Origin of the sequence: Nocardioides sp. URHA0020 (genome assembly GCF_000620705.1) — a bacterium.
In the GTDB taxonomy this organism is placed as follows: domain Bacteria; phylum Actinomycetota; class Actinomycetes; order Propionibacteriales; family Nocardioidaceae; genus Nocardioides.
Window position 1 is genome coordinate 349,962 of record NZ_KK211166.1, and the last position, 14,767, is coordinate 364,728.

11 protein-coding genes are annotated in these 14,767 nt (G+C 71.6%); 1 reads left to right on the forward strand and 10 read right to left on the reverse strand.

Going from position 1 to position 14,767, the window contains the following annotated elements; genetic code table 11:
- Positions 1–150: 150 nt before the first annotated feature.
- Positions 151–1,782, forward strand: a complete 1,632-nt coding sequence (locus tag N542_RS0106120; protein WP_028643168.1) for an MXAN_6640 family putative metalloprotease — start codon at positions 151–153, stop codon at positions 1,780–1,782.
- Here N542_RS0106120 and N542_RS0106125 read toward each other — a convergent pair.
- From N542_RS0106125 to N542_RS0106170, 10 genes are all read right to left on the reverse strand, one after another.
- Positions 1,768–3,732, reverse strand: a complete 1,965-nt coding sequence (locus tag N542_RS0106125) for an ATP-dependent DNA helicase (protein WP_028643169.1) — start codon at positions 3,730–3,732, stop codon at positions 1,768–1,770. The genes N542_RS0106120 and N542_RS0106125 overlap by 15 nt on opposite strands.
- 297 nt (positions 3,733–4,029) lie before the next feature.
- A complete protein-coding gene (locus N542_RS0106130) occupies positions 4,030–4,989 on the reverse strand; it encodes a sugar phosphate isomerase/epimerase family protein (RefSeq protein WP_028643170.1) in 960 nt (319 codons plus the stop codon).
- Positions 4,990–5,031: 42 nt separating this feature from the next.
- The gene (locus N542_RS0106135) at positions 5,032–6,036 is read right to left on the reverse strand and encodes a sugar phosphate isomerase/epimerase family protein (protein WP_028643171.1); all 1,005 of its coding nucleotides are present in this window, start codon (positions 6,034–6,036) and stop codon (positions 5,032–5,034) included.
- Between the two features lie 28 nt (positions 6,037–6,064).
- Positions 6,065–7,228 carry a xylose isomerase gene (gene xylA, locus N542_RS0106140; protein ID WP_028643172.1) on the reverse strand — a complete coding sequence of 388 codons (1,164 nt, stop codon included), beginning with the start codon at positions 7,226–7,228 and terminating at the stop codon, positions 6,065–6,067.
- On the reverse strand, positions 7,225–8,409 hold the full coding sequence (locus N542_RS0106145) for a Gfo/Idh/MocA family protein (RefSeq protein ID WP_028643173.1): 1,185 nt from the start codon (positions 8,407–8,409) through the stop codon (positions 7,225–7,227). The genes xylA and N542_RS0106145 overlap by 4 nt, the downstream gene beginning before the upstream one ends.
- Before the next feature lie 67 nt (positions 8,410–8,476).
- A complete protein-coding gene (locus tag N542_RS0106150; RefSeq protein WP_028643174.1) occupies positions 8,477–9,544 on the reverse strand; it encodes a substrate-binding domain-containing protein in 1,068 nt (355 codons plus the stop codon).
- 74 nt (positions 9,545–9,618) lie between these two features.
- Positions 9,619–10,659: an ABC transporter permease gene (locus tag N542_RS0106155; protein ID WP_028643175.1), complete on the reverse strand. Its 1,041-nt coding sequence runs from the start codon at positions 10,657–10,659 to the stop codon at positions 9,619–9,621.
- Positions 10,656–12,182 (reverse strand): sugar ABC transporter ATP-binding protein, encoded by a 1,527-nt coding sequence (locus tag N542_RS0106160; RefSeq protein ID WP_197025876.1) that lies wholly within the window; start codon positions 12,180–12,182, stop codon positions 10,656–10,658. The genes N542_RS0106155 and N542_RS0106160 overlap by 4 nt, the downstream gene beginning before the upstream one ends.
- The gene (locus N542_RS0106165) at positions 12,179–13,390 is read right to left on the reverse strand and encodes an ROK family transcriptional regulator (RefSeq protein WP_197025877.1); all 1,212 of its coding nucleotides are present in this window, start codon (positions 13,388–13,390) and stop codon (positions 12,179–12,181) included. The genes N542_RS0106160 and N542_RS0106165 overlap by 4 nt, the downstream gene beginning before the upstream one ends.
- Before the next feature lie 178 nt (positions 13,391–13,568).
- A complete protein-coding gene (locus tag N542_RS0106170) occupies positions 13,569–14,759 on the reverse strand; it encodes an ROK family transcriptional regulator (RefSeq protein WP_028643178.1) in 1,191 nt (396 codons plus the stop codon).
- Positions 14,760–14,767 lie beyond the last annotated feature (8 nt).

Here is a 14,767-nt window from a genome sequence, read left to right on the forward strand (position 1 = left end):
CGCCAAGGCCCGGCGAGACCCCCGCACCTCAACGCCCTGCCTTCCCTACCGGGCCCGACCGCACTGCCTTCGCCGCCGGACCAGCATCGGGCGAAACGCCCGGTGCTCGCAGGTTGGGTGTTTCTTGGCCGGATCGGGGACAGTGGAGACGTGCACATCTCTCTCGGACGACTGACCCTGCCCGCGGTCGGCCTGCTCGTGGCCGCTCTCGCCAGTGGGGCCGTCGTCGCGCCAGCGCAGGCAGACGAGGACTCCTCCAGGACGGTCAGCGCACCGGCGACGAGCGACGACGCGGCGACCGATGCGGCGACCGCTGCGCTGGACGAGGTGCAGTCGATCCTCGACCCCTCGCCCGCGCAGGCCGCCGAGCAGGAGGCTGACCAGAAGGCCGGCGAGGATGCGCCCGAGGCGACCGGCGACGGCCGCGACCTGACCCTCGCCCTGCGCGACCTGCGCCTGCGCGTGGGCGACCTGTCGGCGCGCGACCAGGCCCGGGCGGCGACGTACTTCCAGCGTCCGCCCCAGGTCTACGGCTGGCACAACCAGAGGGCCAAGCAGTTCGGCAAGGTGCTGGTGCACTGGGAGAGCGGCGAGGTGACCTCGTCGTACGTCAACTGGGTCGGCGCGGACACCCAGCACGTGCTGCGGACCTACGCCGCCGCTGGCTATCGGGCGCCGTTGTCGGACGGCACCCGGGGCAACGACGCCTCCCACACCGGGTCGGGCCTGCTCGACATCTACCTGGTCGACTTCGAGGCAGCCGGCCAGCCCGGCCTCTACGGCTTCTGCGGCTCCTCCCAGACGCCGCCCACCAGCGGACCGGCCCGCGTCCCGGCGTACTGCGCGCTGGACCACAGCTATTCGACCTTCCCCCAGCGGACCCCGCGCGAGAACCTCCGGGTGACCGCCGCGCACGAGCTCTTCCACGCCACCCAGTTCGCGTACGACGTGCGCGAGGACGCCTGGTTCATGGAGGCGACGGCGACCTGGGCCGAGGACGAGGTCTACGACAGCATCAACGACAACCGCCAGTACTTCGGCCAGAGCCCGCTCAGCCAGCCGCGGCAGCCGCTGGACCAGTTCAGCCCCAACAACTACCGCCAGTACGGCGAGTGGATCTTCTTCCGCTACCTCTCCGAGCGCTACCCCGCCTCCGCGGGCGGCCTCCCGGTGATCATCCGCCGGATCTGGGAGCGCGCGGCGTCGAGGACCGTCTACTCGATCCAGGCGGTCAACAAGGAGCTCCACGCCCGCGGCACCGACCTGCGGCGGACGTACGCCGCCTTCGGCGACGCCAACCGCCGTCCCGGCCGCTCGTACCAGGAGGGCGCGGCCTACCCGCAGGCGCCGCTGGCCAAGCGCTGGAGCCTCACCACCACGAAGCGCAGCACCGGCCACCAGGCGACGCGCCTCGACCACCTGGCCACGACGACGGTCGCCGTGGTGCCGAGCAAGGCGATGAAGGGCTACCGGCTCCGCATCGCCGTGAACCTGCCGAGCACCAAGCTCGGGTCCGCCGCACTGGTCACGTCGTACGGCAAGACCGGGGCGCCGAAGCGGAAGTGGATCCGGCTCTCGAGGTACGGCAACGGCGCGACCGCGCTGAGCTTCGACGCGCGCAAGGTCCGCAAGGTCGAGCTGACCCTCTCCAACGCCGGCATCCGCTACCGCTCGTGCGGCCGGCACACCGTCTACGACGGCTACCAGGTCGAGTACTCCTGCTCCGGCGTCTCGCGCGACAACGACCGGCTCATGGGCTACCGGCTCTCAGCGCTCCGCTGAGAGCCGCTGCAGGGCCTTGCGTACGACGGCGGGGTCGGTCGTCGTCCACATCGGCGGCAGGCTCGCCTTGAGGAAGCTGCCGTAGCGAGCCGTCGCCAGCCGCGCGTCGAGCACCGCGACGACGCCCCGGTCGGTGTGGGTCCGGATCAGCCGGCCGGCGCCCTGCGCGAGCAGCAGCGCCGCGTGGGTGGCCGCCACCTGCATGAAGCCGTTGCCGCCGGCCTGGTCGGCCGCCTTCTGCCGGGCGCTGAGCAACGGGTCGTCGGGCCGCGGGAACGGGATCCGGTCGATCAGCACGAGCTGGCAGGTGTCGCCGGGGACGTCGAGTCCCTGCCACAGGCTCAGAGTGCCGAAGAGGCAGGTGTGCGGGTCCCCGACGAACTGCGCGGCGAGCTCGGGGAGCTGCGCGTCGCCCTGGGCGAGCGTCGTCAGGTGCGGCAGGCGTTCGCGCACCGCCTCGGCCGCGGCCTCCGCAGCGCGCCGCGAGGAGAAGAGCCCGAGGGTGCGACCCTGGGCCGCGTCGACGAGCTCGATGATCTCGTCGAGCGTCGCCTTGCTCATGCCGTCGCGGCCGGGCGGCGGCAGGTGCTTGGCGACGTACAGGATCGCCTGGCGGCCGTAGTCGAACGGGCTGCCGACGTCGAGCCCGCGCCACGGCATCGCGTCGCCCTGCGGGGCCGGCGCGGCGCCCTCGAGGACCCGCTCCGTGGGCTTGAGCCCCACGCTGGTGGCGACCGAGGCGAAGTCGCCGCCGAGCATCAGCGTCGCCGAGGTGAAGACGACCGTCTTGTCGGTGAGCAGCTTGTCGCGCATCGGTCCCCACACCTGCAGCGGTGCGACGCAGAGCCGCGGCGGCATCCGCTCGGTGCCCTCCGACATCCACAGCACGTCGCTGTCGAGGTCGGCGGCCATCCGCTCGGCCGTCGCGAACACCTCCTGCACGGCGCCCTTGGCCTGGGTCAGCCCGGCATCGGCGTCCTCACCGGCCTTGGGGTACGCCGAGACGCACGCGCGGGCCGCGTCACGCACGAGCACGAGGGCGTCGGAGAGCTGCTCGGGGATCCGCTCGAAGCGACCCGGGCTCGCCTCGGCGATCGCCGTGCGCAGCGCGTCGGACGCGTCGGCGAGGTCGTTGGCCTGGTCGCCCTCGACGTGGCGCTGGCTGCGCCGCGCGGCCCGCTCGACCTCGGCGGCCCAGAGCTCGTCGGTGGCCGCCTGGGTCACCCGGGTCGTCAGCTCGTGGGCCTCGTCGATCACCACGACGTCGTACTCCGGGATCATCGGGACGCTCTCGATGGCGTCGATCGCCAGCAGCGAGTGGTTGGTGACGACCAGGTGGGAGCGGTGCGCCTTCTCCTTGGCGAGCTCGGCGAAGCACTCCTGGCCGAAGGGGCACTTGGCCGCGCCCAGGCACTCGCGGTGGTTGACGCTGACCTGGCGCCACTCGCGGTCGGTGTGCCGCGGAGCGTTGTCGCGCTCGCCGCTGCCCTTGCCCTCGACCTCCTTCTCGGCCCACGCGCGCAGCTCGAGCACCTTCTTGCCGAGCGATCCCTCGGGCAGCTCGACCAGCGCGCCCTGCTCGTCGGGCACGCCCTCGCGGATGCGGTGCAGGCAGGCGTAGTTGGAGCGGCCCTTGAGCACGGCATACGACGTGTCGACGCCGCTGTCCTTCACCGCCTCGACCAGCCGCGGCAGGTCGCGCTCGACCAGCTGGTGCTGGAGCGCGAGCGTCGCCGTGGCGACCACGACGCGGTCCTTGTGGAGCAGGCTCGGCACCAGGTAGGCCAGCGACTTGCCGGTGCCGGTGCCGGCCTGGACGAGCAGGTGCTGGTCCTGCTCCATCGCGTGCGTGACGGCCTCCGCCATCTGCACCTGGCCGGCGCGCTCCTGGCCGCCGAGGGCACCGACCGCGGTCGACAGCAGCTCGGTCACAGAGGGGGCGTCAGGCACCCGAGAACCCTAGCCGCGACCGACGACGCACCCTGACCGCTGTCCCCAGGGTGGTGGTTTCGAGGCTCGCTCCGCTCGCACCTCAACCACCGGGCATCGGTGGTTGAGGTGCGAGGGCCGCCAGGCCCGAGCCTCGAAACCACCGAGGTCAGTACTCCACGTGGTCGAGGCAGAGGTGGCTGGCCGCTCCGCTCGCACCTCAACCACCGGACCGGCCGCACCGCTCGCACCTCAACCACCGGGCCTCGGTGGTTGAGGTGCGAGGGCCGCCAGGCCCGAGCCTCGAAACCACCGAGGTCAGTACTCCACGTGGTCGAGGTAGAGGTGGCCGACCGCGGCGCTGGTGAGCGGCGTGACGTCGGGGGTGTCGTTCTCGACGATGTACTCCTCCACCTCGTGGCTGCGGAAGATCCGCGGGAAGTCGACGACACCGGTGCCGAGGTCGCACATGTCCCCCGTGGTGGCGTCGCGGTCCTTCACGTGGAACTGCCGGACCTGCTGCGGTGCCTCGCGGATCACGTCGATCGCGAACCTGTCCGGGTCCGCGGCGCCGGTGTTCACGCCACCCGTGTAGGCCCAGTAGAGGTCGACCTCGAGGTGCACCAGCCGCTTGTCGAGCCGCGACGTGAGCACCTCCCACGGCGTCAGCCCGCCGCCGAGGTCGATCGTGAACTCGTGCGCGTGGTTGTGGTAGCCGTACCTGAGCCCGTACCGCCGGGCGACCGCCGCCTCGGCGTTCATCTGGTCGGCCCAGGTCTGCCAGTCCGAGAGCGAGGTCGAGTTGAGGTACGGCACGACGACGTACTTCTGGCCCAGCGTGACCGCGTTCTCGAGCTTGGTCCGCAGCGCGGCCGCGTCGGAGCTGATGCCGTCGTGGCTCGACGACGCCCGGATGCCGAGGCCGTCGAGCTGGGAGCGCAGGGCCCTCGCCGTACGTCCGTAGAGGCCGGCCAGCTCGATCCGCTCGTAGCCGTACTGCGCCAGCCGCGTCAGCACCAGGTCGACCCCGGCGGGGGTGCTGGTCGCGTCGCGCAGCGTGTACATCTGGATGCTGATCTCGTCGTGCGGGACCGACCGCCGGCGGCCGCCGCGACGCCCGTGGGCCTCCGCGGGCGCGGCCAGGCCGCCCCCGAGCACGGCGGCGCCGGCCACTCCCGCCGCACCGACCGCTGCTCCGCGGAAGATCGAGCGGCGACTGGCGCCCTTCTCCTCGAGCGAGCGACGCAGGGCGCCCTCGCCGTCATAGCCAAAACACATGACGTGGTTCCTTTCCCGAGACGGACATGTGTGTGCGTGGTGCTACTCCTTCGTGGCGAACGCCGCGTCGAAGGAGGCTGTGGGGGCGTCGAAGGCGAGCCGTCGGACGAACTCCAGCGCCTCCGGGGCGCCGACGAGCCGGTCCATGCCGGCGTCCTCCCACTCGACCGAGATCGGCCCGTCGTACCCGATGGTGTTGAGCATCCGGAAGCACTGCTCCCACGGGACGTCGCCGTGGCCGGTGGACACGAAGTCCCACCCGCGGCGGGGGTCTGCCCAGGGCAGGTGCGAGCCGAGCCGGCCGTTGCGGCCGTTGCCCGTCTGGCGCTTCGCGTCCTTGCAGTCGACGTGGTAGATCCGGTCCTTGAAGTCCCACATGAACCCGACCGGGTCGAGGTCCTGCCACACGAAGTGCGACGGGTCCCAGTTGAGGCCGAACGCCTCGCGGTGCCCGATCGCCTCCATCGTGGCGACGGTCGTCCAGTAGTCGTAGGCGATCTCGGAGGGGTGCACCTCGTGGGCGAAGCGGACGCCGCACTCGTCGAAGACGTCGAGGATCGGGTGCCACCGGTCGGCGAAGTCGCGGTAGCCGGCGGCGACCATCTCCTCCGAGGCGGGCGGGAACATCGCGACGTACTTCCAGATCGAGGAGCCCGTGAAGCCGACGACGGTCTTGACACCGAGCTTCTGCGCGAGGCGCGCCGTCAGCTTCATCTCCTCGGCCGCCCGCTGCCGCACGCCCTCCGGGTCGCCGTCGCCCCAGACCTGCGACGGGAGGATCGCCTCGTGCCGCCCGTCGATCGGGTCGTCGCAGACGGCTTGGCCCTTGAGGTGGTTGGAGATCGCGTAGACGCTGAGGCCGTACTTGTCCAGGAGGTCGAGCTTGCCCTGCACGTAGCCGTCGTCGTCGACCTGCCACGGGTCGAGGTGGTCGCCCCAGCAGGCGATCTCGAGCCCGTCGTACCCCCATCCGGAGGCGAGCCGGGCCACCTCCTCGAAGGGCAGGTCGGCCCACTGGCCCGTGAACAGCGTGATCGGTCGTGGCATCTGGTGTGTCCTTCCGTGGGTACGACGCTCAGCGGGCGCCGAGCAGGTGCTCCATCGCGAGCTGGTCGAGGGCCTCCATGGCGACGCTGCGGGCCCGCAGCGCGTCGAGGTCGTACGACGCGTTGCGCACGTCGTCGAGCGACTCACCCGCTGCGACCGTCGGCTGCTCGAGCTCCATGACGCCGGCCGCCTCGACGGCCGCCGCGACCTCGGGGTCGGAGCGGAAGGCCTGGACCTTCTCCCGCAGGATCAGGTAGTTGCGCATGCAGCCGCGCGCGGACTCCCACACACCGTCCATGGCCTCGGCCCGCGGCGGCTTGTAGTCGAAGTGGACGTAGCCGTCGTAGCGGCGGTCGGTGCCTGCGCCGAGCATCGCGTCGACGGTCCAGAACGCGCCGCGCAGGTTGCCGGCGCCGAAGCGGAGGTCCTGGTCGAAGCGCGGCCCGTGCTGCCCGTTGAGGTCGATGTGGAAGAGCTTGTCGTGCCACATCGCCTGGGCGATGCCGTGGGCGAAGTTGAGCCCGGCCATCTCCTCGTGGCCCACCTCGGGGTTGACCCCGACCATCTCCGGGTGCTCGAGCTCGGAGATCAGCGCGATCGCGTGCCCGATGCTGGGCAGCAGGATGTCGCCACGCGGCTCGTTGGGCTTCGGCTCCAGGGCGAACCGCATGTCGTAGCCCTGCTCCAGCACGTAGCCGCAGACGGTGTTCAGGGCGTCGCGGAAGCGGTCCATCGCCGCGCCGACGTTCTTGCTTCCGCCGTGCTCGGCGCCCTCGCGGCCGCCCCACATGACGAAGGTCTTCGCCCCCAGCGAGGCCGCCAGGTCGATGTTGCGCAGCACCTTGGCCAGCGCGTAGCGGCGCACCTCGCGGTTGTTGGCCGTGATCGCGCCCTCCTTGAACACCGGGTCGGAGAACGTGTTGGTCGTGACCATCTCCACGACGAGGCCGGTGTCGGACAGGGCCGTGCGGAAGCGCTCCAGCGTGGCCTCGCGCTGGGCCTCGTCGGGCAGCAGGTCGTCGTCGTGGAAGGTGACGGCGGACGCGCCGAGCTCGGCCAGCTTGTACGTCGCCTCGACCGGGTCGAGGAGGTCGCGTGAGGCGGGCCCGAACACGTCGACGCCCTGCCAGCCGACCGTCCAGAGGCCGAAGGAGAACTTGTCGTCGGGGGTGGGGGTGAAACGGTCGGTCACTGCTGGATCTCCTGCCAGGTGCGGGTGAGGGAGCTGGTCTCCACGGCGTCCAGCACGCGCTGGACGTTGAGGCCGTCGGCGAACGACGGGCTGGGGTCGGTGCCGTCGGCGATCGCCGTGACGAGGTCGACGACCTGGTGGGTGAAGCCGTGCTCGTAGCCGAGGCCGTGGCCCGGCGGCCACCACGCGGCGACGTACGGATGGACGGGCTCGGTGGCGAGGATCCGCCGGAAGCCGGCGATCTCGGCATCGTCGCGGGCGTCGACGTACTCCAGGACGTTCATGTCCTCGAAGTCGAAGGCCAGGCTGCCGAGCGAGCCGTTGACCTCGATCCGGATGGCGTTCTTGCGTCCGGTCGCGAAGCGGGTCGCCTCGAAGACGCCCATCGCACCACCGTCGAAGGTGGCCAGGAACGACGCGGCGTCGTCCACGGTGACCGGGCCGCGCTCGACGCTCGAGCCGCCTCCCCCGAGGCTGCCCGAGGTGTCGCCCGCGGCGTACGGCCGCTCCTTGACGAACGTCTCGAGGCGGCCGGTGAGCTCGGTGATGCGGCTGCCGGTGATGAACTGGGTCAGGTCGACGATGTGCGCGCCGATGTCGCCGAGCGCGCCCGAGCCGGCCTTGGCCTTGTCGAGCCGCCAGGACAGCGGGGCCTCGGGGTCGGCGATCCAGTCCTGGAGGTACTGCGCGCGGACGTGGCGGATGTCGCCGAGGCGACCCTCGGCGACCAGCTGCCGCGCCAGGGCGATGGCCGGGACCCGCCGGTAGGTGAAGCCGACCATCGCGCGCACCCCATGAGCGCGGGCCTGGTCGGCCGCGGCGGTCATCGCCTCGGCCTCGGCGACGGTGTTGGCCAGCGGCTTCTCGCACAGCACGTGCTTGCCGGCGGCGAGCGCGGCGATGGCGATCTCGGCGTGGGTGTCACCGGGGGTGCAGATGTCGACGACGTCGATGTCGTCACGAGCCACGACCTCGCGCCAGTCGGTCGAGCTCTCGGCCCAGCCGAGGCGGGCGGCGGCCTCGGCGGCACGGCCGGCGTCGCGGCCGACCACCACCGTCATCTCGGGGTGCCGGGGCAGGTCGAAGAAGTGGGGCGCGGTGCGCCAGGCCTGCGAGTGGGCGTTGCCCATGAACGCGTGGCCGACCATCGCGACGCGCAGGGAACTGCTCGGATCGGTCATGATGACTCCCGGGTGGGGGTGCCCGCCCCCGGGCCTGACGGAGGGGCCGGGGGCGGGCAGGTGTCGGTCAGGACGTGAAGGCGGTGCCGATGAACTGGTCGACGTTGTCCGCGGTGACGACCGGGGCGTACAGCTGGACGGTGCGGGGCACCTCCACCTCGACCAGGTCACTCATGGACTTGCCCTGGACGAGCAGCCGGGCCAGCTTGACGCCGTCAGCAGCCTGCGTCGAGGGGTAGATGACCGTCGCCTTGAGGACGCTGTCGCCGGACTTGATGGCCTCCATCGCGTTCTTCGACCCGGCGCCGCCGATCATCGTGAACTCGTCACGACCCGCGTTGTCGATCGCGGCCAGGACACCGACACCCTGGTCGTCGTCGTGGTTCCACAGGTAGTCGATCTTCGGCGCGGCCTGGAGCAGCTGCTCCGCGGCGTCCGAGCCGCCCTCGACCGTGAAGTCTGCCGCGACGCGGTTGTCGACGTTCAGACCGCACTCGGCGAGCGCGTCCTTGAAGCCCTTGCTGCGCTCCTGCGTCAACGGCAGCGAGTCGATGCCGGCGATCTCGGCGACGACGGCGTCCTTGTTGCCGTCGGCCTGCTCGCAGACGTACGCGCCCGCCGAGACGCCCATGCCGTAGTTGTCACCGAGGACGGTGACGCGGGCGGCGTTGGGGTCGTCGAACTCACGGTCGACGTTGATGACCGGGATGCCGGCGTCCATCGCCTTGAGGGCGACTGGGGTCATGGCGGCGCCGTCGAAGGGCAGCAGCACGATCGCGTCGACCTTGTCGTTGATGAACGTCTCGACCTGGCTGATCTGGACGGACACGTCGTTGGTGCCGTCGGCGACGCGGAGCTCGACGTCGTCGTACTTCGCGGCCTCCGTCTTGGCGGACTCGGTGATCGAGCCCATCCAGCCGTGGTCGGCTGCCGGCGCGGAGAAGCCGATGACGACCTTGTCGCCGGACTCGTCGTTGGAGCCCGCCGCGGCCGCGGAGGTCGGGGCACTGGCTGCGTCGTCGCCGCCGCCGGAGTCGTTGCTGGTGCAGGCAGCGAGGGACAGGGCCGCGACGCCGGCGACCAGGCCGATGGTGAAGCGCTTCCTGGACCTCAGGGTGGTGGACCGCAGGGACATGGTGGTGCTCCTTGTGTGATGCGGAGGGGTGGTGCGGATGTGAGGTGGTGCGGTGGTGGGTGCTGCGGGCGTTGCTAGGTGCTGCTCCGAGACGCCAACCGCTGCTGCAGGAGCACGGCGGCGACGATGATGGCTCCCTTGAAGAGCTGCTGCTCGGAGAAGGAGCGGTTGTTGAGGACGAAGATGTTGGTGAGCGTCTGGAAGATCAGGACGCCGAGGACGGTGCCGACGATGGTGCCGCGTCCGCCGGTCAGCAGCGTGCCGCCGATGACCACCGCCGCGATCGCGTCGAGCTCGTAGAGGTTGCCGTGGGTCGAGGTGCCCGTCGTGGTCTTGGCGACCAGCAGCAGGGCGGCGATGCCGGCGCAGAGGCCGACGAGCACGTAGAGGTAGACGGTGTGGCGCTTGACGTTGATGCCGGCCAGGCGGGCGGCCTCGGGGTTGCCGCCGACCGCGACCGTACGCCGGCCGAAGGTCGTGCGGTTGAGCAGGACCCATCCGATGACGGCGACCAGGGCGAAGACCCAGATCTGCACGTCGACACCCAGGATCTCGCGGTTGAAGAAGTCCTTGAACCCGCTGACGTCGGCGCCGTTCGCGCCGAGGATCTGGGTCTTCTTGTCGCTGATGATCTCGGCCAGGCCCCGGGCGCTGGCCAGCATCGCGAGGGTCATGATGAACGGCACGATGTTGCCGTAGGCGATCAGGAGGCCGTTGACGAGTCCGCACGCGGCACCGACGAGCAGCGCCACCAGGACGAGCACGATCCAGTGCGTGTCCGCGGCCAGCTGCTGGGTGGCGATCGTGGTGCACCACACCGACGCGAGCGCGACGATGGCGCCGACGGAGAGGTCGATGCCGCCGCCGATGATCACGAACGTCATCCCGATGCTGACCACCCCGATCGTGGCGGCGAGCCGCAGGATCGTGAGCGCGTTGTCGGTCGAGGTGAAGCGGTCGCCGGCCGTGATCGCGCCGACGACGCAGATCAGCAGCAGCGCGACGACGAGGCCCGCGTTGCGGCCGACACTGGTCCGCAGGAGGGCGAGCACGGCGTTGGGCTCCCGGTCTGTCTCGAGCGCGGCCTGCTCGACGCGTGCACTGTCCTGGCTCATGCGCGGACCTTTCCTTCCATCACGAGGTCGAGGACCTTCGCTTCGTCTATCTCGGTTGCCGCGGACTCGTGGACGACGACGCCCTCGCGGACGACGAGGACCCGGTCGGCGAGACCGAGGACCTCCTCGATCTCGCTGGACACGACGACGACGGCGACGCCGCGGTCAGCCAGGGACCGGATGAGCTGGTAGATCTCGGACCGGGCGCCGACGTCGACCCCGCGGGTGGGCTCGTCGAGCAGCAGCACGCGGCAGTCGCGCAGCAGCCACCGGGCGAGCACGATCTTCTGCTGGTTGCCGCCCGAGAGGGTTCGCACGGCGCGGGTCACGCCGTCCGGGCGTACGTCAAGGCTGGTGGTCAGCTCCTGGGACCGCCGCCGCTCCTCGCCCCGGTCGAGGAAGCCGAAGCGGGCGAAGCGGCGCATGGACGACACCGTGATGTTCTTGAAGACCGCCTCGTCGAGCAGCAGCCCCTGGCTCTTGCGCTCCTCCGGAGCCAGCCCCATGCCGGCGCGGACCGAGGAGGTGACGGAGCCGCGGCGTACCCGGGTGCCGTCCACGGTGACCGTGCCCGACGACGCGCGGCGGGCGCCGTACAGGGTCTCGATGATCTCGGACCGCCCGGCGCCGACCAGGCCGGCGAGGCCGACGATCTCGCCGGCGTGCACGGTGAGGTCGACTCCCGTGAACACGCCGGCGAGGCTGAGGTCCCGCACCTCGAGGACCGGCGCGTCGAGGTCGGTCTCGGTCGCGGGGCGGGGCGGGAAGACGTACTCGATCGAGCGGCCGGTCATCAGCCGGATCAGCTCGGCGGTCGGCGTCTCCGCGACCGCCAGCCCGGTCGCGACGGTGCGGCCGTCCTTGAGGACGGTGATCCGGTCGCCGATCTCGCGGATCTCCTCGAGCCGGTGAGAGATGTAGACCACGGCGACGCCCCCGGCCGTGAGGTCGCGGATCACCCGGAAGAGGTTCGTGACCCCTTCCTGGTCGAGCACGGCGGAGGGCTCGTCGAGGACGAGCAGCCGGGTGTCGTGCGAGAGCGCGCGGGCCATGCTGACGATCTGCTGCGAGGCCGGCGAGAGCTCGCCCACGGGCCGGGTCGGCGAGATCTCCGGGTGCCCCAGGCGGACCAGCAGCTCGCGGACCCGGCGGTGCGCCTGGCTGCGCTGGGTGAAGCCGGCCCGCGAGACCTCGTGACCGAGGAAGACGTTCTCCGTGACGTCGAGGTGCGGCACCAGGTCGAGCTCCTGGTAGATGGTCGCGACACCGTGCTCGATGGCCTTCGCCGGGGAGGAGAACGCCGTCTCCTCGCCGTCCCAGGAGATCGTCCCCTCGTCAGGCTGGTGGAAGCCGGAGAGCACCTTGATCAGGGTCGACTTCCCCGCGCCGTTCTGGCCGAGCAGGCAGTGCACCTCACCGGGTCGGACGTCGAGGTCGACCCCGTCGAGGGCACGGACCCCCGGGAACTCCTTGACGATGCCGCTCATGCGCAGCTGGGCCGTCGTCGTCGGGGCGTCGGTCATCGGGCTCCTCCCAGGAGTGCGTCGGCGCGCTGGAGCGCGACGACGGTGGGGTCGTCGAAGACGGCGTCGAGGGCGACGGTGGCGCCGCCCCGGACCGCCGCGGTGAAGCCGAGCGTCGAGAACTCCACCCGGGTGCCGCCGGCGTGCGGGGCGAGCACACCGGCCTGGAGCTGCTCCTCGATCGCGGGGCGCATGTGGCGGCCGATCTCGGCGAAGTACCCGCTGAGCACGATGGCCGACGGGTTGAGCGCGTTGGTGAGCATGGCTGAGCCGATGCCGACCCAGCTGCCGACGCTGTCGAGCGCCGCGATCGTGCGGGTGTCGCCCAGGTCGGCGCGCCGGTTGAGCTCGGCGAGGCGGTCGTCGAGCGACAGCGCCGGGTCGCGCACGGCGTCCTCGGGGTCGGCCGCCGCGTCGAGCAGCGCACGCAGGCCGCTCACCGTCTCCCAGCAGCCGACCCGACCGCAGCCGCAGCGGCGGCCGCGCGGGTCGACGATCATGTGGCCGAACTCGCCGGCGTACCCCTGGTGCCCGCGGAGCAGCCGACCGCCCGCGACGATGCCGCCGCCGACGCCGACCTCCCCGAAGATCACCAGGATGTCCTGACGGTTCGGGTCACCAGGCAGGGCCTCGGCGATGGCGGCCAGGTTGCCCTCGTTCTCGATCGAGACGGCGTACGGCGCGCCGAGGCGGGCACGCAGCTCGGCGCCGACGGGCACGTCGCGCCAGCGCAGGTTGGGGGCGACGGTGAGCACCTCGCGGGGCCGGTCGATCAGGCCGGCGACGCCGACGGTCGCTGCGACGGTGTAGCCGCCGGCAGCCCGGACGTCGTCGTCGGTGCGCCGGATCAGGCCGACCAGACGGTCCAGCACCTGCTCGACCGACTCCTGCTGCGCGTCGATCCCCAGCCGGTGCTCGGCCACCACGCGGCCGGACAGGTCGAGGGCCAGGGCGGCGACGTGGTGGACGTTGAGCTCGGCCCCGATGCCGCACACGGTGGCGCCGTCCAGCTCCACCGACGTGCCCGGGCGGCCCAGGCCCCCGCGCTCGATGCCGGCCGCACGGACCAGGCCGAGGTCGGAGAGCTCGGCGACGAGCGCCGACGCCGCCGACCGGGTCAGGTCGAGATCGGTGGCCAGCCGGGCCCGGGAGCGCGGGCCGTGGTCGCGAAGGTGGCGCAGGACGAGGGAGAGCTTGGCGCTGCGCACCGGCGACCTCCCGACCCTCGACGAGCGCGCCAGTCCCTGTGACTGTCATCACTCATTTGTTGAGATGCCGGACAAACTAGGGCGCGCACATCACCGATTGCAAGGCTTTCGGCTGAAACAACGCCAACTCGTGCACAAACTTTGCAAAGTGACTTGCGAAAGTGAGCGGTGTGGGGCTCTACGCGGCGTAGACGGACGCGCTGATCATCCGCGCGGCGCCGATGACGCCACCCTCGTCGCCCAGCTCGCTGAGCACGATCGGGAGGTTGCCGGTCGCCAGCGGCAGCGAGCGCCGGTAGGTGACCCCGCGGATCTCGGCGAGCAGGGCGTGGCCCAGGCCGGTGACCCGGCCGCCGATGACGATCAGGGCGGGGTTGAAGAACGACACCAGGCCGGCCAGCACCTGGCCCACGTGCCGGCCGCTCTCCCGGATCAGCTGGACCGCCTGCGCATCGCCCTGGGAGACGGCCAGCCCGACGTCGGCGGCCGAGAGCTCCCCCTTCTCCGCCAGGAGCGCCGCCAGGGCCGGCGAGCGACCGCTGCGCGCCGCGCTTGTCGCGTCGCGGGCGAGGGCGGCGCCGCCGGAGAAGGCCTCGAGGCACCCGGTGTTGCCGCAGGCACAGGTCGGTCCGAAGTCCTCGACCCGGATGTGGCCGATGTCGCCGGCGCAGCCGTTGACGCCGCGGTAGAGCTCGCCGTCGATGACGATCCCGCAGCCGATGCCGGTGCCGATCTTGACGAAGAGGAAGTCCTGGGCGCCCTTGGCCACGCCCGCGTGCTGCTCGCCGATCGCGAGCACGTTGACGTCGTTGTCGAGCAGCACCGGACAGCCGAGCTCGCGGGACACCGCGTCGCGGACCGGGTAGCCGTCCCAGCCCGGCATGATCGGCGGCGAGACCGAGATGCCACGGTGGAAGTCGACGGGGCCGGGCACGCCGATGCCGGCTCCCATCACCTGCTCGACGCCGACCTCGGCGAGCACCTCGCGCACCAGCTCCAGGGCGGCCGCGAGGACGACCTCGGGCCCCTGACGGATGTCGCTCGCCCGGTTGCGGGTCGCCAGCACGGTGAGGCGGCCGTCGGTCACCCCGACGGACATGCCGGTCGCGCCGATCGAGATCCCGACGAACCTGATGTCGGGCGATAGGTCGACCAGCGTCGAGCGACGGCCACCCCGCGAGGCCGCGGGACCCACCTCCTGGGCCAGGCCCAGCTCGGCCAGGCGGGCGACCTCGGCCGAGATCGTCGTGCGGGAGACCTCGAGACGGTCGGCGAGCTCAGCCTTGGACAGCGCTCCCTCGTCGCGGAGCTGGGCGAGGATCCGGGCCTGCATCGGGCTCTCGGCCCGGCCCGCCAGGGAATGACGCACGCGGGGAT